We start from the raw sequence: 21,894 nt of genomic DNA, 5'->3' as shown, positions 1-21,894 counted from the left end.
GAGAGAATTGACTTATGAGCACTTCGAATTCTTCTTCATCTTCTTCCGGTCGAACAGTGCAGGAATACATTGACGAAACGCCACACTGGCCTGACGGCACCCCGGTGCCTTCGGCTCCTATGACGAAAATGCAATGGCGTATCTGGACACTGGCAACGGCCGGCAAATTCTTTGAAGGACTTGTCGTGTTCATGACAGGGGTGGCTCTACCACTTATCGTCAAAGAGTTCGAACTGGGGCCTACGGAAAAAGGCGCTGTTGGTGCGGCTCCGCTTTTTGGCATTCTGATCGGTGCGACAGTTCTTGGATGGTTGTCGGATCGGTACGGTCGAAAACTCATGTTTATTGTTGAGATGATTCTCTTTGTCATTTGTCTGGCATGCCTTGTTTTCAGTCCGACATATAGCTGGCTTCTTGTATTTCTTTTTGGGATGGGAATGGCGTTGGGATGTGATTATCCTACAGCGCATATGGTCATATCGGAGAGCATTCCAAGTACGGGGAGAGGGCGGCTTGTACTGAGTGCATTTGGATTTCAGGCTCTTGGAGCCATGGTCGGAACGGCAGTGGGGTACGTGATTTTATATAAAAATCCGGAGTTGTCGGCATGGCGTATGATGTATGCAACGGCCATTCTCCCAGCTATCTTGGTGATCGTGGGACGATTTTATATTCCCGACAGCGGGCATTGGCTTGTTTGGCGTGGGCGTATTGCCGATGCAGAACGTGAAACCCGGCGCCTCTTGGAACGCCAGCCTCCCTATCCATCTGAAATTAAACTGATTGATCCACGATCCAATGGAGAAACTCGCTCGGTTGAAGAAGAAAAGACGCATTATGGCATGCTGTTCTCCAAAAAGTATCGTCGGGCCACAATTCTCGCTTCAGTGCCATGGTTTCTTCAAGATTTAGGAACGTACGGTATCGGTATTTTTACGCCGACCATTCTTGCCTCGGTCATCGGTGCGGAGCACAAATATGCTCATAATCTTATGGACATCATTGCCAATGATATGCTCGCCGCCAAGGGGGCTGCTTTTATCGACGTATTGCTGTTTGTCGGTATTGTGTTTGCGGTGTTACTTGTCGATAGAATCGGTCGCATTCGTTTGCAGATTATAGGATTTATCGGATGCGCGGCGGGCCTCTTTCTCGCGTCACTTTCGGTTGGCGCACCCGGCGAACGAGGCATTATTTATATTTTCTCGGGATTTATGCTGTTCAACTTCATGACGAATCTCGGCCCCAACTCGATGACATATCTCTTGGCTGGTGAGGTGTTTCCGACGCATATTCGAGGAAAAGGAGCCGGGTTCGCTGCATCGTTTGCCAAGATCGGCGCGGTACTCACGGCGTTTTTATTCCCCATTCTCTTGAAGGATTTTGGGAAAATAGCGCTGCTGTATGTACTGATTGGAGCATCGCTCTTAGGTGCGCTTATCACATGGCGTTTTGGTATCGAGACAAAGGGCATCAGCCTTGAAAGTGTTCATTGTGACGAGTCTGTTCTATTGGACAAATCGGCATCGCTTGACGAGTCCTGTCAACCGCAGTAGCCGGGAAAGATCTACTTCCCCCTAAATGAAGGAGCCGACACCAATGACACCAGCAATTCATGTCCCGAATATTGAACTCAATGATGGAACTTCGATACCAGCCATCGGGTTTGGAACGTATAAACTAAAGGGTGCGGTCGGCGTTGAGGCAATGGTGCGTGCGCTTGAAATCGGATACCGATTACTTGATTCCGCCTTCAATTATGAAAATGAAGGCTCTGTGGGCGAGGCTGTCCGTCGAGCCGGAGTCAAACGGGACGCTTTGCGAATCACATCCAAATTGCCCGGACGACATCAGCAGTTCAATGCTGCGATTGAGACGGTTGAAGAGTCGCTCTACCGTGCGCAACTTGATTATTATGATTTGTATCTCATTCATTGGCCAAATCCGAATCAAGGGTTGTACGTTGAAGCCTGGCAAGCACTTATTGAAGCGAAAAAAAGGGGGCTTCTGCGTTCGATCGGGGTTTGCAATTTCCTTCCCGAACATATTCAGACGCTTATAAAAGAAACAGGGGTAAAGCCCAGCGTCAATCAAGTGGAATTGCACCCCTATTTCTCGCAGACCGAGCAACGAGCTTGGGATGCTGAACAGCAAATTGTCACGCAGTCTTGGAGCCCGCTGGGCCGTGCTAACCAGGTCCTTCAGGATCCGGTCATTCAGCCGATTGCCGATCGACTCGGTAAAACCATTCCGCAAGTAATCTTGCGGTGGCATGTACAGCTTGGGGCTGTTGCCATACCCAAAGCTTCTACGCGAGAACGGCAGATGGAAAATCTGTCAGTATTTGATTTTGAACTGACATCGGAAGACATGGCAATCATGGCGACGCTCGCTCATCCCGATGGTCGTCTGCAGGGACAAGACCCTGCTACCTACGAAGAATTCTAGCAACGAACAACGCAGTAAAAAGCGCGCAACCTCACTCAGGTTGCGCGCTTTTTGTCGAGTACAATAGAGAGTTTGATATAAGAACAGTGTCTCGTTTAATGGAGAATGCTTTACTCGTCTGTTATCTTTTCAACAACATCGATGAGATAGACGTCAGGCTGTCCAGCACATGCTTCACCGATATTTTGGGCTAGCTCCATGATCCATTCTTCATCAAGTGTCAGGTCACCCGTTTCGTTACTGATATACCCATCAACCCACATGAGGACAAGACCAACGTCTTCCGGACGTTCTTTCATAAGGTCTCCACATGTATATTCTCCCATGTCGACACCCTGACCTTTCTTGGCATACGAAGGGCTACTGAGAAAGACGAGACACAACAGAGCAGAAAGAAGAATGCCAAAGCGCTTCACGTCATCAACCTCCGGTTACAAGTCATGCTGCTAAAGAAATTATTTGTATATCTTCATATCAGCGAGATTTGAATTTTGGTCAAGAATAATTGGAGAGAGCAATAAAAGAAAAAAGGGACAGGTGAATTATGTTCTCTTGCTTTGCTTACATCGAAAGAGTGAGGCGAAGACCTGAGGAACATGTTTCTGTAAGCATTGGGTATGTACATCAAAAGCAGCGATGAGGTATCGAATAAAGGGGGATTTGATGCGTTCGATGTGCGGTGCGCTATCATGAGGAGAACGGAAATGCACAATGATAAATACTACAAAGTATGTTCATGCTGCGATAAATTCAAAGAACGTCGTGGACGTTCTTATGAGAGCAAAGAGGGTGGAATATTAACCATGATATAGAAAGACGGAAGATTCTCTTCAAGGAGTAAGCTCACTTAATCGTTTCAGAGAATAGGTATCAAGCCCCGAGATGCGTTTGGGAGAACGTTTCTCTGCTCCTGGCAGGCCGAGGTGTTGAGCAATAGAGGAGACAAATGATTTTGAACCGAGAATACCGGCCTCGCTGAACCAGCGTGTACGCCATAAAAACCGTTGTGCCAGTGTATATTCATAGTTTTGTTGGCGAGCAGTTGCAACGATCTCAGAGGAGAGTGGCTTTCCTTGGGAGGAAGTCAATGCGCCGGTTTCATAGAGAAACTGTCGATACAAGCGAAGGCGTTCGCGTGTACTTTCAATATCCCATTCCACCAAGCCGAAGTCGAGACTCAGGAGATCATCGCGGTTGCCTGACTGGACATGGTGGCCAAGAGAGCACCAACGGTAATCCTCTGGGCGACGAACCAAGCCTGCTCGGACAGGATTGAGATCAATGTATGCCAAACAGTTGATGAGAGTGCGTCCGTTTTCGACGAGTACACTTTTGAAGCGTTCTCCCCACAATGTTCCGCGTCGACCATAGCGTTTGTTGTAATAGCGTGAGAAACTTTGCTTCAGTTCACGCATCAATTCAGACAGGCTTGTCCACTTACTCCGAAGTTTTTCCAATTGTACTGGAGGACAAAGTGCATCCTGGCCGTAGCGTTGATGGAAACGCATGAGGATGTCGCTATCGGTGACGGCGTTGCTCGGAGTCATCCGTACCAGCAGGTGAAAATGGTTCCCCATAATGGCAAAGCCCAAGATTTCGCAGAAATAGATGGCAGAAAATTGTCTGATGAAGGTCAACAGCATTTCCTTACAGGCATCGTCGAACGGATATCCATCAAGTGCGGTGCGTGACATGACATGATACACAGAGGGACGGTCCTCAAGGAGAAGGCGCGGGATACGGGGCATGATGATCTCTTTAGGAACAATTATTAGAGTGGCAAACACACTTCGTCCCTTCGTTAACGCGGGGTATTGAGAAACGTCAACATATTTTACCTGTCCCCAATTACTAAATTATTCTATGGGCTGACAAACAATGGAGAAGAATATTGATAGACTTGTTATTCGTTGATGATTTCTTGGACGATATCCAAAATACGTACTTCCGAATGGCCCGCGCAGGAATTGACAATGGTTTGTGTGAGTTCGGTGACCCATCCTTCATCGAGTGTTAAGTCGTTGGTGGCACAGCTTATGTAACCTTCCGCCCACATGATGATCAAGCCGAGATGTTCCTTTTGCTCATTCATCATGTCTACAATTTGCGATTCTTCAGCAAAGGAGAGGACGTTCGTCGTGAGGAGAAATGTCAACGTCAAAAGAACGGTGGCGTAAAATTTCATTCGGGTGGACTCCTGTTTTGCTCTCTTTGTATTGAATCGTGAGATTATATAAATATATCAAAGTGATGTGTTTATTGGTCAAGCATTATTCTGCACTGGGAATAATTATTTACCTGTCCCCTACTTTGGAGTTTCTCTGTCTGGAAGACGTATTTTCGGAAATGGAAAGAACTTTTTTTATTTTTGATATTGATTATGATTATCAATTTCTGTAGAGAGCGAACTCATGAACGGCGGAGCTGTTTGCCGAGTGTGGTTCATTCGGCCGTTCAATTTCTCTATTCGTCAACGAATGAAAATGTATTCGTCAGTTTTTTAATACACTTGGAGCCTTATGCCTGTATATCTCCATATCCGGCACAACATTCCTGGTCGTCTTCGTCTTCATGTGTCGCCACGGCGTATGACCGGTGAGTTTGGTCAACTGTGTAGTTCGTTGCCTGACGTTTCCCACGTACGAACGAACTTGGGTTGCGGCGCGATTGTTCTCCATTATGACAAGAAGAAGACCGACTCCGCCAGGTTGGTGAGTGTCCTTTCGTCATTTCCCATGATGGATACAGCCGTAAAGAATTATTCCTGCAGGAGTCTTTCGACAACATCCTGTTCGTGCAGACCTGTTCGTCGCGAGTCGTCGCGTGTCGGGAGGCAATTATTACGATTCCTTGGATTGTCTGGTGTCTTGGTATTTGTTGCCGTCAGGAATGTTGTTGTGAAGGCTGCTGTTGTTGAGTCTGCGTTTTCCCCTCTTGGGATTATTACGCTTGCGGCTTCCCTGCCATTATTTCGAGATTCGATCCATCACGCCAAAGAAAAGCGCTTTACGTTGGAAGGATTCCTTGCTGCAGGTTGTGCGGCCGCGTCACTCTCTGGACAGGCGTTGACTGCACTTGAGATTCTTTGGGTGCATAGTGGTGCAGAAACTTTAAAAGCGTGGGTCGCCGAGCGATCTCGCCGTTCCATTGCTGATATTCTTGATATCACGGCTAAAAATACATTTATCATTGCCGGCGATGTTGAAGTGGAAGTACCGGTCAGTGCGGTGAAACCTCGTGATATTGCCGTGCTGCATACCGGTGAAAAAATATCAGTCGATGGCGTCGTGATTTCTGGGGAAGCACTCATTGACGATTCTCCCATCACCGGCCGTGCCGAGCCTGCTCATGTGAAAACCGGTGATACTGTTTTTGCTGGAGCGTACGTGCAAAGCGGCATTATTCATGTTCGCGTCGAGTGTGTAGGCGATAGCACCTATTTGGCGCGCATTATGCGCCAAGTGGAAGATTCGTTGGAGAACAAGGCACCAATTGAGTCAGTAGGCGATGTACTTGCTCGTTCTCTTGTCAAAATGGGACTAGTGGGGACTGTCGCGACTTTTCTGTTGACGATGAATCCGTGGAGAGCCTTTACCGTCATGCTTGTCATGGCATGTCCTTGCGCTACGGTCCTTTCTGCACAAACAGCGATCAGCGCGGCGATGTCGGCCGCAGCCAGGCGCGGTATTCTCATAAAAGGTGGGCGATATCTGGAAGATGTCGGCAAGGCGGACGTTGTTTGCTTCGACAAGACCGGTACTCTGACCTCCAATCAACCACGCATCGAAGCCATCGTGAATTTATCCAACCTTGAGGAAGATGAGCTTCTGCAGTGGGCCTATTCAGCAGAAATGCACAATCACCATCCGTTGGCGCAGGCGATTAAGGCTGAAGCGCAGTCCAGGGAAATTGATCCTTTTTCGCATGTGGTCTGTGATTTCACCTTAGGGAAAGGCGTGCGGGCGGTGATCGGTAACGATGTCATTCGCTTGGGGAATCGCACCTATTTTGACGATGCTGGCATCAACACTCTGCATGTGCAGTCCGAGGTTGAGCCGCTTATGAAACGTGGACTGACCGTCATCTATCTCGCCAAGAATGAAGAGGTGTTGGCGATCTTGGCATTCGCTAATGCACTCCGGCACGATGCCAAACATACCGTTGCAACACTTCTTGAATCTGGAATTTCGCAGGTGGCGCTTGTCACCGGTGATGCTGAAAATACGGCTCGTGATTTATGTCGAGAACTCGAGATTACGGAATGTTTCCACAGTGTGTTGCCTGAAGAAAAAGGCGAGATTGTTGAGAAACTTCGTCAGGAGGGCCGTCGTGTCATCATGGTGGGGGACGGTATCAATGATGCTTTGGCTCTTGCCGAGGCTGATATCGGCATTGCCATGAGTGCAGGCGGTGCCGATGTCGCCATTGAGGCGGCTGACATTGCTTTGGTGCGTGATGATCTTGCCGATATTCTTTATGTGCGTGATCTGAGTCAGCGTACGCTTCGAGTTGCACGACAAAACTTCTGGATTGCCACATCCACCAATATTGGCGGTGCACTAGCCGGTGCGCTGGGGTTCCTTTCACCCGTCGCCGCAGGCATGTTGCATATCGTCCATACGTTGGGCGTGGTGGCAAATTCGTCACGACTCGCTTTGCCTGACCGTTTATCTGAGTCTCATGATGGTGAGAACATCGTTCTGGATGTCTCACCCCAACCCCTTCCCCATGAAAAAGTATGAAAAAAAACGATCTTCTTGAACTGCGTGATTTGCTTTCGGTCGCACACCATGTCCCGGGGCGTATCCGACTGCGGCTGAATCCCAAAATTCGCAACCACCCGGCAGCAAAGGAATTCGAACACTGGAACACAAGCGGTACAGGCATACTTGCAACACGGCTCAACTCCATGGCCCGGTCTTTGGTCATCGATTACGACCCCAAGCAAATTCATGCGGGAGAGTTCGAGGAGTTTCTTGAGACCAGGGACCCGGACCGAACAACCAAACTTTTGAAAACCTTTGCCAAATTATTCGGCGTAACCAATTGAACATGAAGGAGAGACCGATGGAAAAGGCGGCATACCACGACGGGTGCACGACAACACCACCTCAGAATGATCCCTCTGGCAAATCGGCGCCTGAGACAAAGCATGGAATGGAAGGCGATGACGCTCGTGAAGTTGGACAACAGCGGTATGAAGCTGGTTCGACCTCGCAGCAAACGATTCCACCGCATGCGTCAATGGGCATGTACGGTGGCCCATATCCCGGAATGACGATGTCTCAGGCTGGACCACAATTTGAATATGGTGGTCCGAATAAAGGGACAGGCACCAATCAAGAATCCAATCATGACTCGGGTGGGTGCAGTTGTGGACAGCATCCTGAAGCCTCATCTGCAGCTGGAAATTTTTCTGGAATGGGCTCCCCCAGTGGGGCGCAGATGCCTCATGGTGGACAGCCGTTTCCAGGGTATGCTTTCCCCTCCGGTCCAGAGGGGGGCTATGGTCCTCAGCCTTCCTTTGGTCCGCAGCAAGGAGAGACGGGGTATGGCCCCCAGCCCCAGGCCCAGCCCCAGCCCGGCATGACCTTTGGTCCCTCCATGGCCATGCCGTTTGCCGCCCATCCTGGAATGGCTCCTGGATGGGGACCGGAAGCGGGTACTCCTCCGTTTGCAGGCCACCAACCTGCTTCCGGTTTTGGCGGCATGCCCGGTTTTCCTCAGGGGATGCCGCACGGACCGGGACAGCAGCCGCAACCAGAAGGCCATCATTGTAACGGAGGTCCGAGCATGTACATGGGAGCGGGTTCACCGGGAATGGAGGCGCAAGGGCACCACCAGTACAGCCAGATGATCAGCATGTGCAATGACCTTATGCAGGGCAAAGCCGATCCGGCCACCATTGCAAGCTTTTTGACCTCGGGCGGCACGCATTTTTGGAAAGGCGCCATTGTCGGAGCGTTGTTGACCGTTGTGCTGAAACAGACATCGGTCACGTCAGCGGTTTCCGAGAGCGTTTCGTCGTTGTTCAAGCGGGAAAAGAAAGACGCCACTTCCTAAGTGGAACATCCGAACAAAAAGGAATTCGTATGGCTTTGTATACCTCACCGGCCTATGTCCCCTCTCAATATCAACAAACTCGATTGCCGGTTGGCGCTGTCGCAACGATGGGCCTTGTCGGCGCCATGATGGGCGGGATGGTCGCTGCTGCACGTGGAATTCGAGATTCACAGACAGAATCCACAACACGTGGCGAAATTCTTGGTCATGTTTTGAAAGAATCCGTGGGAGCTGGGCTTGCTGCCGCCGCCGGTACCGCCGCTGCTGGTGTCGTGTCTCGCAATAGTGCGTTGTCACTCGTCGCCATGACCGCTGTCGGGATTGGAACGAAATATTTTTATGATGGCTTGGTCAACGTCGGGAAATCCACAACAACTTCCTCCTGAGGAGAGCGCATACTATGTCTCAATATCCGCAATATCCGTACTATCAGCAGATCCCATCGGCGTATGCGAGTGGCCAGCAACAAGCGACGGCATGGGGAGCTTCTCCGGGGACGGCCATGGTTCCGAACTCGGGATCCTGGACCCAGGGATGGTTCGCCTTTACCGATCCCGGGTACATCAAAGGTTTAGTCGTAGGCGCGGGCGTCGCCTATCTGGTGACGAATCCCACGGTCCAACGTTCTTTGGTTAAAGGGGCGGTGACGCTCTGGACGACTATTCAGGGCGGTGTTGAAGAAGTCAAAGAACAAATTGAAGACATCAAAGCTGAAATGAGCATGAAAGACGATGCCAAATAACACGCTTGTCCGCCAACGGGAGCAAGCCAAAGTCGGTATGGCAGCTTCACTCGGTGTGCTTGTGGCGACTGGTTTCTTGTCTCGCTCCCGTCAAACAAATCAGTCCGGAGTACGCACGCTGCATGTTTGCGCCGGAGTGGCATTGGTGGGATTCTCCTATTGGCATTGGCGTCTGTATCAACCTTACGCGAACTCCAAAGGACGTATTGCATGACCAATTCCTCGGCGTTTTTGGCGCCCGGGATGCGCGTGGGCCACTTTCGGGTGGCCCATGCCATTTCCCGACGAATTCGCCTTCGATCACCTCTCCTTGGCGCCCCGGCATTTGATGCTTCGTATTTTCAGGCTCTGCTTGAAGCCATTTCCGGCGTCGATACAACCAGGATCAATATACCGGGCAGTTCACTTGTCATCGTGTATGATGGGCAAGTGGAAACCTGGCATACTATTGCCGTATACCTTAAAGGGATCCCTGATGAAGCATACGCTCCTGCCAGTGTTGCCGATTCTCCCGTTCGTGTGACCGATGTAGCGGCGAAAGCGTTCTTGACGTGCGCTGGGCAGATTTTACCATTTCCTGCCAGAGCAATTCTTGGATGGACGTTGGCTCTCGGGACCATTATCCGCGGCGTTGAGACATTATTCAGTCAGGGGCTCAAAGTGGAAGTTCTTGATTCCGCTGCGATTACTTTGGCATTGTTGCGCGGTCGGTATTTTACCGCCGGGTCTATCCTCACCTTGCTTTCTCTGGGCCAATATCTTGAAGGCCAAAGCGAATATCGATCTACGCAATTGTTGAAAAGTTTGCTTGTTCCTGCGACGGATACGGTCTGGGTGATCCGTGATGGCACCGAGTTGGAGATTTCTGTCAATGATGTGGTTGCTGGCGATCACATCGTGTGCGGATCAGGTGAGCGTATCCCCATTGATGGAATTGTTATCGACGGCGAAGCCTCCGTGAATCAAAGTTCAATTTCCGGTGAATCGGTTCCGGTGCATAAAAAAGCGGAAGATTCCGTTATTTCCGGTTCTATTATTGAAGAGGGGCGGCTTACGATACTCGTTGAGCGTGTCGGATCGCAGACGTCCATGGCGAGAATCAACCGGTTCATCGATCAGTCCCTTCGAGGGAAATCCAAAACACAATCGAAAAGTTCGGAACTCGCGGACAAACTCGTACCAATTACATTGGGTTTGAGTGGGCTGATTCTGCTCGCAACGCACGATATGAACCGTGCGACATCGGTGTTGACGGTCGATTTTTCATGTGCCGTCAAGCTGGCTAGTCCTGTCGCTGTACGTTCAGGCATGTATGCGGCCGGGCACGCCGGTGTTTTGCTCAAAGGTGCTGCCGCTTTGGACGCCCTGCAGGACGTCGATACCATCGTATTCGACAAGACCGGAACGCTCACCACCGGCCAGATTGAAGTGACGGATGTGATTCCATGCAATGGTTTGGACGAAGTGGAGTTGCTGCGTCTGGCTGCTGGTGCCGAGGAGCACTACGATCATCCTGTCGCTCGTGCCGTTGTTCGCGAGGCGAAGCAGCGCAAGCTTGATTTGCCGCCGATTAGCAGAGTGGATTTTATTGTCGCGCATGGTGTGTCGGCGATGATCGACGGGGTGAATGTTTTGGTCGGGAGCCATCATTTTATTGCCGAAGACGAAGGCGTGCCGTGCGCTGAAGTGGATGACTTGGCGCTGTCGTTACGGCGTGAAGGAAAAGCTTTGCTGTATGTTGCGCAGGATCAAAAGCTTATAGGCATTCTTGGCTTGCGGGATGCTGTACGTCCAGAAGCTGCCGCGGTGCTCGATCAATTGAAAAACGAGGGCATCAACAAAGTGGTTGTTCTGACTGGCGATCACAAAGACACGGCGTTGGCGTTGGCCGATATGTTGCCGCAGATTGATGATATCCACTATGAGCTGTTGCCCGAAGAAAAGGCCGGTATTCTTGAAGACCTGAAACGAGCTGGCCATACTCCTGCATTTGTTGGTGATGGCGTTAATGATGCCCCTGCACTTGTGACCGCGCATATTGGCATTTGCATGCCAAATGGTGCGGATTTAGCGCGCGAGGCGGCACAAGTTCTGCTTCTGCAAGATAATTTGCAGACACTCGTCACGGCACGACGAGCGGCGACTCGAACGAATCGCATTATTCGCAATACATTTGGAGCAACGATCGGATTGAATTCCATGATCATGCTGATGGCTACTGGCGGGATCTCTCCTGTTGTATCGGCTTTGTTGCATAATGCGAGCACCATCGGAATTCTTGGATATGCAGCAATGGCGGCATCACGTCCTTTTCCCGATACGTCTGAAAAACGTTCGGTTATATCCCGGCTTTTGCCACGTAAGGAGCGTTTATGCTGATATCCTTGGATCGTGCTTCCATCGGCGTTCCCCTCATTTTGTGTGCGATAACACATCCTGATTTAGCGCGTCGTGTTTCACGTTTGGGTCTGTATGAAGGTGCGACGCTGATGCGGCTGAATGAATCCGTTGTGGTTGGTCCGATCAAAGTTAAAGGGCCGCAAGGAGATGTCGTCTTGAGTGGAGGCATTGCCGCGAAAATCGTTGTCCATCTTGACGATGATCGTCGACTTCCTTTGCTTGAGTGTTCTTCTGGCGAGAGCGGACATATCGAAGGTATTACCGGACAACGCGGGGTGGAGTCGGCATTGAGCGATTTGGGGATGAGGGAGAATGATCGTATCACATGTATACGTCGCCTTCCGCCGATGATGTACAAGGTTATTGTCGAAAAGAAAGAAACTGTGCAGTTGAGCGAGGGATTGGCATCCAAAGTGATGGGAGAAACATCACATGGTCCTACCCAATTGTGTTCAGCTGGAGTCGGAGAAGAATTTCGCGTTACCCGTATCCTCTCTGGAGAACGGGGAGCGGATACGCTCTCTTCGCTCGGAATCCATGTGGGCTCTTCTCTGCAACTCACAAATGTCGCAACCGGTCAGGTGCTTGCCTTTTCACATTTTAAGCCCGTCGTGTGTGTAACAGGTGAGGGTTTACGTCTCTATTTTCAAGAAAAAGACGCGCAACATTTACTCGTGCAGCGACAACAGGTCGATGACTCACCACCATCTGATTCTTAAAATCATGAACCGCCGACATCGGCGGTTTTTTTGTGTGTAGCCTCAGCTATACGGGGCAAAAATGGGGACAGGCATCATATTTTGTTGTTGTGATAATAAAATTAGGGAGGCCTTGTTGAAGACGGTTATAAGTGGGGCTGATTTGGAGTGGCTTAAAATAGATATATGTGGGTATAGAACCATATCGGCGTAACGTAAATAAAGAGTGCCAACTCAACTATCCGACTTGTAGAAAGAAGCTCATTCCCAAATATATCTGGCTGTGGGGGAGCATAATATGTCGAGCAGAGTTTTTACTTAACAAGTATCAAGGCTGATTGTTCTCGCGGTTGTCTCGCTTCCGTGTTCCCTGGGGGCGAATAATTTTACGATGAAACACGCCCTAATAGGTGCCTCGATTTTTTAAATATTGGGTCATTTTCGAGGAGTCTTGACAGTCCAACGTTCAAACTTCCTGTGATCATCATAGGTTATTGTATGCTTCTTTAGGGTAAAATATGTTTATTGTTAAAAAATAGCATGGCCTAAAGTTTTATTTGCCTCTGGACGATATGTATTATAGCCATTGGCCATCTAGCCATCTCTGAATCGACTCATACACAGGAGCTTATATGGATACCGGAATGATACAGCCGTTTGCGTATTATGCTCAACAAAATAATCAGTCTGAGTTAACCACAAAAGTCAGCAACGCCGAGGGGAAAACTGATGAGCAGGGGCAGAATACGAATAGCGAATCATCAACGAATGGTGAGGATAGTGTAAGCATTTCAGATGAAGCGCGGAACTTACTTGCCGAATCTGAAAAGAGTGAGGAGCAAACAGACCAAAGTGACGGGCAAGACGTAGCAGGAAACGGAACGGAAGGTTCGGATGAAGCCACCGGATCCCCCGAAGAAACAGCGACCAAGTCCGCAACTACAGCGACAACGAAAAATACGACGAATACGACAAAGGAAGCCTCCGAAGACACTGATGAGACCTCAGGCGCGACTGAAGCTGAAGCAATCGGAGAAGCTGGAGGCACGGAAGGCACGGAAAAAGAAAAGAGGGCCGACCAGCAACTCCTCGAAGCTCTGTACAAGCAACTCGAAGAGGCACAACAAAGATTACAAGAAGCACAGGAAAACCTGCAGAATGCGATGAGCAAGGTGAGTGGCTCGGAAGGTGATGAGGTGAAGCAGCTTGCGGCACAAGCTCAAGTTGAAGCTGCTCAGCTCGAAGTCATTCAAGCTCAAACTGAAGTGTCTGAAGTTTCTCAACAAATTCAAGATCTTCTCACGAAAAAAAATAAATAAATACCGAAGGCAAGAGGTTGTCTCGTATAAAAAGTCACTATGCTTTCTCCCCTGGTTGCCTCAACAGGTTCGCAACCAGGGGGATTTTTCATTGAATGAGCGTATTTTTTGAAGCGATCACAGAGTGTTTCGGTGCCTTCTTCACAACGTAATTTTAAGTTTTTCTCTTTTTGCAAGCGTCGACCAAACCTGCCTGTACAGTCCTCCCGGTGCGCATACGTGAAAAAAGCAAAGATTCTATTCGTTGACCGTGAGCGTCTCTTTGGGCGCATGGTATGATCCGCAGCACTTCATTTGTGCCAAAATACCGTCACAAGCAGGAGTCTGGTTTCTTTCGACAGCCTCTTTTCCTCTCGTACAATTCCCATTTTCTTTCTGGTCGCCAGCGAATGATGTCTCATGAGTTTGGGTTTTCTTAATAGGTTTCTGTGTTATTAATAGATAGGTTTAATAGAGTATGTCTTCGATTTTTTTAATTGTACATGGAATATTTGTGACATAGTTGTTACAATTCAAGTTTGCATATCAAAATATTTAATATGTGTTGACATGAAAGGGGCGAATGAATAAAAAACATCATCTTTCATTAATTTTTAAACAACAAGGAGTTTCAAGGTGAAAAAGCTTGGAAAGAAACCTCAGAATGGAAACGAAACTGTTAAAGCTTTTTCTTGTGTTTGCGACTGCTGGTGCGGCCTGTACAGCCGCTACACCAATCAATACAGCACCTACAGAGGGGTTAAGTACTAAACTTTAAGTTGACTTGAATTGTCCTAAAGGTTCGCCAATTGAATTGTGTTTTCCTCAAGTGTAGCAGAATGAAGATCAAGGTTCCCTATCCGCCAAGAATGTAATGGGAACCTTGGTCTTCTCTCTTCATATATGCAATATGTATTTTGTGTATATGATTTCAGTTTATTATTTGTAGTTAATTTATATATTAAAGAGCAACAAGATGCATTACTTAATTCGTTGTTGCATGGAGGATTCTGCATGAACTCTCAACTTCAGTGTTATGTCTATCCTTTTTCTACGCCAAATTCCTATTATCTTTACGATGCAACAACAAATTCCGTTATAAAAACAACACCTGGAATTTATGACTATTTTAAACACGACACGCCATTATCCCCTGAAGACACTGGCAAATTTAAGACAATATTAAAATTAGGCTATATATCTGGAAACCCGATCAAAAGTGTGGGGCATCCCGTATCCTCTATTTTGCCTCGCTTTCTTCAGGAGAAAATACAAGGGATCACTCTCCAGGTTACACAACAATGCAATTTACGATGCCATTATTGTGTCTATTCAGGATCGTATGAAGGAAGAGAGCACTCTTCAAAACGTATGTCACTTGAAACAGCTCTGGCCGGTGTTGATTTCTTGCATGCTCATTCTACAGGAATGAACATGGTTGGAATTGGATTTTATGGAGGAGAACCTCTCTTGGAGTTTTCTCTCATAAAATCCGTAGTCAATTATGCAAAGAAGAAGAATGAAGGCAAAAATGTTCACTTCCATATGACGACAAATGCAACGCTCTTTAATGATGAAATCTTTGATTTTTTACAGGAAAATGAATTTACTCTTCTTGTGAGCCTTGATGGACCAAAAGAAATTCATGATAAAAATAGGATTTTTGCAGCAACAGGAGGAGGGACCTTCGATACCATCATGGCGAACATTGCATATATGAAAGAGAATTATCCTTCACTTTATAAAAGAATGATGGTCAATGCCGTTGTTGACCAAAGTCTTGATGCAACCTGTTCAAATGAATTCTTCGTTCAGTATGAAGCGCTTGATGGAACGCAGATGCTCAGTAATCCCATTAATCCTGAATACAGAAAAGGAGTCATTTCCTCATCGGATAGCTTTCTTATTCATGATGAAACTGAGTCATTCAAATCACTTTTGTATCAGATTGGGTTGATTAGTGAAAAAAGTATATCACATATTGCAAAGCAAAAATTTTCAACGATAAAGTCACGTATGTTCACGTTAAGAGAGAGAAGTGTTGGGCTTCATGAGGAAATGCACCATAGTGGGCCGTGTATTGCTGGGGCTCGCAAATTGTTTCTTAATGTACATGGAGATTTATTTCCATGCGAAAGAGTCAATGAAGAGTCAGAAGCATGTCGTATCGGTAATCTGTCAGATGGTTTTGATGTTGATAAAGTTGATGCACTCATTAACATCGGCAAGTTAACCGAGGATCAATGTAAGAAGTGCTGGGCAATTCGAATGTGTACGCAGTGTCTCGTCGCTGCGGACACGGAGCAGGGATTATCCAGAGAAAAGAAGAAATCAGATTGTAAGTATGTGAAAATTAATGCCGACAATTTGTTGAAGGATTATGTCACACTTATTGAGTATGGATACCGTTTTGAAGATGACGAGCCGATATTGACTCGACAGGAGCGCATATGAGCAACGCGACCATGATATATCCTTATGATTGGAAATCTTTACCGCTTGTAAGGAATAAAGGCAGCATAAAAGGATTAGATATAACGCAATGCGTTTCGCCAGTCGGATGGGGGCTTGATGGCATTGACGCCGGCCACTTGGACCACGGGGAAACACTGACGCTTCCAATTACGTCTGATTTTCAACAGGCCCTTGGCCGTGCCGATACGGTGCTCTTCGCTCACCATGATCGAGAGAGTGCTCTCCAACATGCTGATCTCATAGAAAAGATTGAACAAGCGATTGATGAGAAAAAGCACATTGTTTGTACTGTCGACCTGACTCAATCGGAATATGAGGATTTAGACAGGAGATGTTTACAAAACAAATGTAATTTTACATATTTCAACACGAATTTATATCAAAACAGCGCAATGAAACAGGAAATGCAAGGGAAGAAACTTCTTCTCAAAACCATAACGGTTCCTGTTATTATGGTTTTTGGTCTTACAGAACGAGTCGGCAGCCTTGATACGCAATTGGCTCTTGTAAATTATTTAAAATCAATTGGTTATAAATCATCGCTTATATCCTCGCGAAGTGATGGTTCACTCTTCGGCGTTCATTCCATGCCGGGATTTATGTTGAGTCATGAGTTCACAAGCTCGGAGAAGATTATTCTTTTCAATCACTATTTGAAGAACGTCGAAAAGACCGAAGACCCTGATGTCCTCATTGTAGGTGTCCCAGGCGGCTTGTTGCCGATCACAAATCGGGAAACCCAAAACTTTGGAACCCTTGCTTACAAAATAACGAGAGCAGCCCAACCGGATGCTTCGCTTGTCTGTTTAGCCTCAGCCCACTATACGCCTGAATATTTTAATCGATTGACTCCATTGTTAACTCACCGATTTTCCATGGATATCGTTGGCTACTTAGCACACAATGTGGTTTTGGATTTCCTCTCCGGGGAAGATTCATTGGACGATCCTAGATTTACCGTTGTCGATCACCAGATGGTTGCCGACGCCATTCCAAAAGAATTGGCAGACATTGTGTACACCAAGCAAACCCGAGAGCAGCTCTTTGAAGCTGTTGTTGAAAAGCTTGCATATTACGGCGACGTCGAAGCTTTATAGGGGAAGTCATGAATACCAGAAATGTTGCAGCGAAGATCAATGATGTTATTTGCGACAAGTTCGATATTGATATTTTGGAAAAGGGACTTGCTGACAAACATTTTTTCAGTCGAGACGTGAACTTATACGCTCGAAATCTCGTCTACATATTGTTTGAAACCGAACAGCTTTTTGGCGTCAAACTCAATGAAGGCGATGTTCTGAGTGATCAATTCTATACACTCAATGGGCTGAGCGAACTCATATGTAGCAAAACTTCATGAATTTTCCCAGACCCCATGTTGTATTTATCGATAGTGGAGTGAAAGGCGACGACTTCGACATCGACATGGTGCACGATGTCGAAGTCGACTCTAAAGGGAATATCACTCAGCGCGTGGAGGGCGAAAGCAACGCTCCTTGCCACGGCACGACCTGTGCTGGAATCGTGAAAAAGTACTGTCCGGACTATGCTTGTAGCAGCGTGAAAGTCCTGAATGATTCCAACTGCAAATGTGACATCAACCGCCTGGTGACGGGCCTTTTGTGGTGCTTGGAGCAAGAAGCCGATATTATTAATATTAGTCTTGGTACCACAAGCTTTCAAGATCGAGAAAAACTGCTCCCCATCATGAACAGGCTTTCGCAGAAGTCACTTGTGATTGCTGCGCTTTCCAATCGTAACATCGCGACTTATCCGGCTTCGTTTGCCAATGTCATTGGGGTGAAAGCCACAAAAATGGGGGAGCAACCCGCGTTTTTCGATGCAAGCTTGGATGGTGCTACCGTCTCGGCTCCAGCACGTCATTCCTTGATCCCAAAAGGGGAAAATTTATTTGTTACTCCGCAGGCGAACAGTTGTGCCGCCCCGTATATTACGGCGATGGCCTGCAAGGATATGCAGCAGGGAAAGAGTATCTCCTGCAATGATTTTGTCATGCGCCTTAAAGAAAATACCGGAGCGCAGCAGGGGCCTTTCTTACATATCAGGCCGGACTGGGTACAAAGAGCGCTGTTGGTCTCCGACACTCCATTCTCCAATCCCACATTTTCATTTGAAGTCGTCGATGTGCTCCTGCTCAGCGAACATATGCGTCATGCTTTTGAAAAGCATATGACTGATATCGGTGTGGATACGGTCATCTTCATCTGGAGGACATACTCGCAACAATCATTGAAAAATGTGCTTCTGAAAAGTGCAGCTAGAGCGGAAAAAGATATTGTTATTATTGATAATTTTTCTATCTCAAGCCTGTTTGGACAACGCAATATAAAACTTTGGTCCGCCTCGCAGTGTCGCCCTGTATACCAAGATGGAATTGCACGTTCATTGAATTCTCCGATGATAGCGGTCGTTGATCGATCTGAAACACGCCTCCTGGAAACGTGTCGTTCTCTTTCGATAAAATTCAGTCACCAGGGATACCATGTGCCGTTTTCTATGAACCGGCCTATGGCTGTCCTCCTGGATGGATTCTATATTGAAGACGTTGGGGATGTTCCGCGACATTTTTCTCAAATGGAGCATATCTATCAAGCGGATGCTCACGTTTACGGAATGCATGCCCCGCTTGATGTCGGTTCCGACCAGCTCTGCAATCTCAAGCAACTTCCCATCGACATCCTCATCGTCTTTGGAAATGTTGGAGCCGATGATACTTCTTATGCAGAGCTATTGATTCAAGTGACTCCAGAGAGGATTCTTTCTTTTGACAAGCAAAAAAACGTCAAGTTTCATGACGGATCGTCTGTTGAAAAACTATTCAATATCATATTTGACTCGATACAATACGATGAAGAAACAGCAGAAGTCTCGTAAAAGTGAAGAATTTGCAATTCTCAAAAGATCTCTCAGACTTTTTTTTAACTACAAAAAGAAGATTATTATTATCATTATATGCCTTGGTGCCTATGTAGGGATTGCGTTTCTCATTCCCATTCTGAATAAACTGATTATCGACCAAGGGATACTTGAAAAGAACTATGCCAATGTCTTATACTGCGCGTTGGGCATCGTTATTCTCGGCGTCCTTCATGCCGTGGTAGGAATCGTTCAGGAACAACTGCGGATATCGATTTATATAGATGTCTACCGTCGGTTGATTGTTGAAGTGTTTCAGGCATTGCTTCACATACGGGTCCAGTTCTTTAAAACAAAAAACAGCACCGACATTTTTAATGACTTGGAGGTCGATACCACCAATATTTTGTCACTGTTCGGGAAGCACATATTCTTTGCGGTTACTCAGCTTGCCATGTTTTTGGGAGGGCTTGTCGGCCTATTTATTATTGAGCACAGACTTGCTGTTATTGTACTCATGTTCATTCCTGCAAAATACGCCCTGGTGAATTTTCTTGCCCGCAAGAGAAAAGCCTCGATTGCAGATCTTATTCAAGCAAAAACTCGATTCGCCCATTGGTTTGGCGATGCGGTGCAGGGAATCAAAGATATACGGTTGTTTGGGCTTTCTGATACATGGGAAGAGCATTTGCAAGAGACCATAACGCCCCTGACAGCAAGTCAAAAAAAGCTGGCAATACTCGATAGCAGTAATGAAAGCATTGAGCGGGCCATGGTCGAAGTGCTCATCGGTGTGTTGTATGCGATTGGTGCATACCTCATATTGAACGATTCATTGACTATGGGGACACTGTTTGCCCTTATTACGTACAGTATGTATGTAATGGACCCTATCTCCTCGCTGCTTAATATTCATTACTCCCTTTCTGGTGTTATCCCGTCAGCCCTGCGCTATTATCGTTTCATGGATATGGCCGCAAAAGAGAGGGAAACGTCAGGAGATAGCCCGATCAGTTCTATCGACACGATTGTTTTTTCTCATGTTTCATTTTCCCATACGGACACACCTGTATTGAGCAATATCAATTTTTCAATACATAAAGGGGAGAAAGTCGCCATTGTCGGTCAAAATGGAGCCGGCAAGTCAACCCTCTTGGGTTTGATTCAGAAGTTCTATGAGCCTGATTCTGGTACAATATATATTAATGGCGTTGACCTCGTCGAAATCGAAAAAAAATCGTACCGGGAGAGTTTGTCCTGCATCAACCAGGATAGCTACCTTTTCGATATTGATCTGTTGGAAAATATCCGCCTGTACAAAGATGTGAGCGAAGAACAGATCCTTCTGGCGTTATCACAAAGTCGGGCGATGGATTTCTTCAAGGGCAAAGAGACGTCGACACCCGGACAAAACGGCGGAAAGTTATCAAGTGGCCAGAGGCAAAAAATATTATTAGCCAGGCTCCTGCTGAATAAAGCTAAGGTGTACTTACTGGACGAGGCGACCTCAAATCTTGATGTGGACTCGGAGAACGCCATCATGAAATTGATGGAAACGACGCTCAAAGACGAGACGGTCATTCTTATTACGCACAAAATCGAGTTGTTACGCAATATACACAAAATTTTATATCTTAAAGGAGACGGAAGTCTTATCGTCTACGATTCGTATGAAGCGATGTACCAGCACCAATATGAAAACCTGTCTGCCATGCAGCGGGTTAGTGAATCATGAAACGCCGCACGAAGTTTATTGCTGTAACATGTATTATACTTCTTGCTGCTTTGACGTATTGGAAACAGAGTGCGTCAATAGGAGCCGTCCAATACTTGGTGGTACATCCCAAACTCGGTCAAATTGAACAATCCGTCATCACAACGGGAGAGATTGTTGCCGCAGACCTTGTTCTGGTGGGGGCGCAGGTTTCGGGACAAATCAAAAAAATGCATGTCGTTCTTGGCCAGTATGTGCATAAGGGTGAGCTTATCGCAGAGATTGATTCCGCTCCGCAACTGAATGAATTGAAAATGACAAAAGCCTCGCTCCAGATGCATCAGGCACAACTGGCCGTAAAGCAAGTCAATGTTCGTGAGGCGAAACAAGACTTGAGGCGTCAATCGCAATTGAAGCGCAAAGGTGTACTGGCACAAAGCGACCTCGATAAATCTCAGAATGCTCTGGATTTGGCCGAGGCTGAAGAGAAAGAGCTGGCGGCACTGGTAGAAAAAACACAGATAGAACTCGATAAAACCAAGACGGATTTATCATACACACGAATCGTTGCACCCATTGATGGGACGGTGGTCTCGATTCCGGTGAAAGCCGGCCAAACAGTCAATTCAAGCCAAACAGCTCCGACAATTGTACAACTCGCTGACCTCAATAAGCTTGAGTTGAAAATGTCTATATCCGAGGGCGATATCACGAAAATACATCCGGGAATGGCTGTTCGGTTCTCCATACTTTCCGAGCCGGAAAAAGAATATGTGGAAAATGTTGCTTCTATAGATCCTGGACCGATTCGTTTGAGCAGTGCCCGTAACGACGATGAAAAGTCGGAGAAAGAGCCTGTGTATTATTATGGCAGAGTGAAGATCAATAATGCCGACAACACACTGCATATAGGGATGACGGCACAATGCTCCATTACGGTTGAGTCTGTTGATTCTGTCGTTACCATTCCGCGTGATGCCATTCATACCCAGGGCAACATCGTCTCAGTATTAACGGAAAAAGAGAATGGAGTCGTTACAACGACGCCAATTGTTACCGGATTACAAGACAACATAAATGTTGAGGTGATCTCCGGACTGACCGTTACTGATACCGTAGTGTTGTCGCAAATGGACAACCAAGAAATAATGAACAGCATAGCATCCATGCGTTGATGTG

Annotated in this window: 21 protein-coding genes; 18 read left to right on the top strand and 3 right to left on the bottom strand. The window is 47.1% G+C overall.

Features of this window, described 5'->3' with window-relative positions:
* Positions 1-14: 14 nt before the first annotated feature.
* Both G451_RS0107250 and G451_RS0107245 read left to right on the top strand, forming a co-directional pair.
* Positions 15-1,556, top strand: coding sequence for an MFS transporter (locus G451_RS0107250; protein WP_027183721.1), 1,542 nt, complete (start codon positions 15-17; stop codon positions 1,554-1,556).
* 43 nt (positions 1,557-1,599) lie between these two features.
* Complete coding sequence (locus G451_RS0107245) at positions 1,600-2,448, top strand: aldo/keto reductase (protein WP_034641190.1); 849 nt, start codon at positions 1,600-1,602, stop codon at positions 2,446-2,448.
* A gap of 110 nt (positions 2,449-2,558) precedes the next feature.
* Here the strand turns inward: G451_RS0107245 and G451_RS0107240 are convergent, their stop codons facing one another.
* From G451_RS0107240 to G451_RS0107230, 3 genes are all read right to left on the bottom strand, one after another.
* Positions 2,559-2,864 carry an HdeA/HdeB family chaperone gene (locus G451_RS0107240; protein ID WP_051261260.1) on the bottom strand — a complete coding sequence of 102 codons (306 nt, stop codon included), beginning with the start codon at positions 2,862-2,864 and terminating at the stop codon, positions 2,559-2,561.
* Positions 2,865-3,278: 414 nt separating this feature from the next.
* Complete coding sequence (locus G451_RS32425) at positions 3,279-4,196, bottom strand: transposase (RefSeq protein WP_051261259.1); 918 nt, start codon at positions 4,194-4,196, stop codon at positions 3,279-3,281.
* Between the two features lie 155 nt (positions 4,197-4,351).
* The gene (locus G451_RS0107230; RefSeq protein ID WP_027183718.1) at positions 4,352-4,633 is read right to left on the bottom strand and encodes a hypothetical protein; all 282 of its coding nucleotides are present in this window, start codon (positions 4,631-4,633) and stop codon (positions 4,352-4,354) included.
* A 334-nt stretch (positions 4,634-4,967) separates the two neighbouring features.
* On the opposite strand from G451_RS0107230, the gene G451_RS28170 reads away from it, so the two are divergent.
* The 16 genes from G451_RS28170 (at position 4,968) to G451_RS28155 (ending at position 21,890) form a co-directional block, all read left to right on the top strand.
* Entirely contained in the window at positions 4,968-7,190 is a 2,223-nt protein-coding gene (locus G451_RS28170) for a heavy metal translocating P-type ATPase (RefSeq protein WP_084448428.1), read from the top strand.
* Entirely contained in the window at positions 7,187-7,498 is a 312-nt protein-coding gene (locus G451_RS28165; RefSeq protein WP_051261258.1) for a hypothetical protein, read from the top strand. Before G451_RS28170 ends, G451_RS28165 begins: the two co-directional genes overlap by 4 nt.
* 17 nt (positions 7,499-7,515) lie before the next feature.
* Positions 7,516-8,511, top strand: a complete 996-nt coding sequence (locus G451_RS0107215; protein ID WP_027183717.1) for a mediator complex subunit 15 domain-containing protein — start codon at positions 7,516-7,518, stop codon at positions 8,509-8,511.
* A 29-nt stretch (positions 8,512-8,540) separates the two neighbouring features.
* On the top strand, positions 8,541-8,897 hold the full coding sequence (locus tag G451_RS28160; RefSeq protein ID WP_034641188.1) for a magnetosome protein MamC family protein: 357 nt from the start codon (positions 8,541-8,543) through the stop codon (positions 8,895-8,897).
* 14 nt (positions 8,898-8,911) lie between these two features.
* Positions 8,912-9,253, top strand: coding sequence for a hypothetical protein (locus tag G451_RS0107205; RefSeq protein WP_027183716.1), 342 nt, complete (start codon positions 8,912-8,914; stop codon positions 9,251-9,253).
* Positions 9,243-9,467, top strand: a complete 225-nt coding sequence (locus tag G451_RS0107200; RefSeq protein WP_027183715.1) for a hypothetical protein — start codon at positions 9,243-9,245, stop codon at positions 9,465-9,467. The genes G451_RS0107205 and G451_RS0107200 overlap by 11 nt, the downstream gene beginning before the upstream one ends.
* Positions 9,464-11,632 carry a heavy metal translocating P-type ATPase gene (locus G451_RS0107195; RefSeq protein WP_027183714.1) on the top strand — a complete coding sequence of 723 codons (2,169 nt, stop codon included), beginning with the start codon at positions 9,464-9,466 and terminating at the stop codon, positions 11,630-11,632. Before G451_RS0107200 ends, G451_RS0107195 begins: the two co-directional genes overlap by 4 nt.
* Positions 11,626-12,372: a FeoA domain-containing protein gene (locus G451_RS0107190; protein WP_027183713.1), complete on the top strand. Its 747-nt coding sequence runs from the start codon at positions 11,626-11,628 to the stop codon at positions 12,370-12,372. The genes G451_RS0107195 and G451_RS0107190 overlap by 7 nt, the downstream gene beginning before the upstream one ends.
* A gap of 611 nt (positions 12,373-12,983) precedes the next feature.
* A complete protein-coding gene (locus tag G451_RS0107185; protein ID WP_027183712.1) occupies positions 12,984-13,670 on the top strand; it encodes a hypothetical protein in 687 nt (228 codons plus the stop codon).
* 615 nt (positions 13,671-14,285) lie between these two features.
* Positions 14,286-14,420 carry a CLI_3235 family bacteriocin precursor gene (locus G451_RS35305; protein ID WP_084448427.1) on the top strand — a complete coding sequence of 45 codons (135 nt, stop codon included), beginning with the start codon at positions 14,286-14,288 and terminating at the stop codon, positions 14,418-14,420.
* A 243-nt stretch (positions 14,421-14,663) separates the two neighbouring features.
* The gene (ccpM, locus tag G451_RS0107180; protein WP_027183711.1) at positions 14,664-16,103 is read left to right on the top strand and encodes a Cys-rich peptide radical SAM maturase CcpM; all 1,440 of its coding nucleotides are present in this window, start codon (positions 14,664-14,666) and stop codon (positions 16,101-16,103) included.
* The gene (locus G451_RS0107175; RefSeq protein ID WP_027183710.1) at positions 16,100-17,221 is read left to right on the top strand and encodes a TIGR04066 family peptide maturation system protein; all 1,122 of its coding nucleotides are present in this window, start codon (positions 16,100-16,102) and stop codon (positions 17,219-17,221) included. Before ccpM ends, G451_RS0107175 begins: the two co-directional genes overlap by 4 nt.
* Before the next feature lie 8 nt (positions 17,222-17,229).
* Positions 17,230-17,484, top strand: coding sequence for a hypothetical protein (locus G451_RS0107170; RefSeq protein ID WP_027183709.1), 255 nt, complete (start codon positions 17,230-17,232; stop codon positions 17,482-17,484).
* Positions 17,481-19,019: a S8 family serine peptidase gene (locus G451_RS0107165; protein ID WP_027183708.1), complete on the top strand. Its 1,539-nt coding sequence runs from the start codon at positions 17,481-17,483 to the stop codon at positions 19,017-19,019. The genes G451_RS0107170 and G451_RS0107165 overlap by 4 nt, the downstream gene beginning before the upstream one ends.
* Entirely contained in the window at positions 18,994-20,736 is a 1,743-nt protein-coding gene (locus tag G451_RS0107160) for an ABC transporter ATP-binding protein (RefSeq protein ID WP_027183707.1), read from the top strand. Before G451_RS0107165 ends, G451_RS0107160 begins: the two co-directional genes overlap by 26 nt.
* Positions 20,733-21,890: an efflux RND transporter periplasmic adaptor subunit gene (locus G451_RS28155; RefSeq protein ID WP_034641185.1), complete on the top strand. Its 1,158-nt coding sequence runs from the start codon at positions 20,733-20,735 to the stop codon at positions 21,888-21,890. Before G451_RS0107160 ends, G451_RS28155 begins: the two co-directional genes overlap by 4 nt.
* Positions 21,891-21,894: the final 4 nt, after the last annotated feature.

Origin of the sequence: Desulfovibrio inopinatus DSM 10711 (assembly GCF_000429305.1) — a bacterium.
GTDB classification, from domain to species: domain Bacteria; phylum Desulfobacterota; class Desulfovibrionia; order Desulfovibrionales; family Desulfovibrionaceae; genus Alteridesulfovibrio; species Alteridesulfovibrio inopinatus.
Note: the sequence above shows the minus strand (reverse complement) of the source record. Positions and strands in the feature narration are given on the sequence as shown.

Excerpts from the sequence above, each read along its gene's own strand:
- G451_RS0107250 (WP_027183721.1), top strand. The coding sequence starts at position 15 with ATGAGCACTTCGAATTCTTCTTCATCTTCTTCCGGTCGAACAGTGCAG.
- G451_RS0107245 (WP_034641190.1), top strand. The coding sequence starts at position 1,600 with ATGACACCAGCAATTCATGTCCCGAATATTGAACTCAATGATGGAACT.
- G451_RS32425 (WP_051261259.1), bottom strand. The coding sequence starts at position 4,196 with ATGCCCCGTATCCCGCGCCTTCTCCTTGAGGACCGTCCCTCTGTGTAT.
- G451_RS0107230 (WP_027183718.1), bottom strand. The coding sequence starts at position 4,633 with ATGAAATTTTACGCCACCGTTCTTTTGACGTTGACATTTCTCCTCACG.
- G451_RS28170 (WP_084448428.1), top strand. The coding sequence starts at position 4,968 with ATGCCTGTATATCTCCATATCCGGCACAACATTCCTGGTCGTCTTCGT.
- G451_RS28165 (WP_051261258.1), top strand. The coding sequence starts at position 7,187 with ATGAAAAAAAACGATCTTCTTGAACTGCGTGATTTGCTTTCGGTCGCA.
- G451_RS0107215 (WP_027183717.1), top strand. The coding sequence starts at position 7,516 with ATGGAAAAGGCGGCATACCACGACGGGTGCACGACAACACCACCTCAG.
- G451_RS28160 (WP_034641188.1), top strand. The coding sequence starts at position 8,541 with ATGGCTTTGTATACCTCACCGGCCTATGTCCCCTCTCAATATCAACAA.
- G451_RS0107205 (WP_027183716.1), top strand. The coding sequence starts at position 8,912 with ATGTCTCAATATCCGCAATATCCGTACTATCAGCAGATCCCATCGGCG.
- G451_RS0107200 (WP_027183715.1), top strand. The coding sequence starts at position 9,243 with ATGCCAAATAACACGCTTGTCCGCCAACGGGAGCAAGCCAAAGTCGGT.
- G451_RS0107195 (WP_027183714.1), top strand. The coding sequence starts at position 9,464 with ATGACCAATTCCTCGGCGTTTTTGGCGCCCGGGATGCGCGTGGGCCAC.
- G451_RS0107190 (WP_027183713.1), top strand. The coding sequence starts at position 11,626 with ATGCTGATATCCTTGGATCGTGCTTCCATCGGCGTTCCCCTCATTTTG.
- G451_RS0107185 (WP_027183712.1), top strand. The coding sequence starts at position 12,984 with ATGGATACCGGAATGATACAGCCGTTTGCGTATTATGCTCAACAAAAT.
- ccpM (WP_027183711.1), top strand. The coding sequence starts at position 14,664 with ATGAACTCTCAACTTCAGTGTTATGTCTATCCTTTTTCTACGCCAAAT.
- G451_RS0107175 (WP_027183710.1), top strand. The coding sequence starts at position 16,100 with ATGAGCAACGCGACCATGATATATCCTTATGATTGGAAATCTTTACCG.
- G451_RS0107170 (WP_027183709.1), top strand. The coding sequence starts at position 17,230 with ATGAATACCAGAAATGTTGCAGCGAAGATCAATGATGTTATTTGCGAC.
- G451_RS0107165 (WP_027183708.1), top strand. The coding sequence starts at position 17,481 with ATGAATTTTCCCAGACCCCATGTTGTATTTATCGATAGTGGAGTGAAA.
- G451_RS0107160 (WP_027183707.1), top strand. The coding sequence starts at position 18,994 with ATGAAGAAACAGCAGAAGTCTCGTAAAAGTGAAGAATTTGCAATTCTC.
- G451_RS28155 (WP_034641185.1), top strand. The coding sequence starts at position 20,733 with ATGAAACGCCGCACGAAGTTTATTGCTGTAACATGTATTATACTTCTT.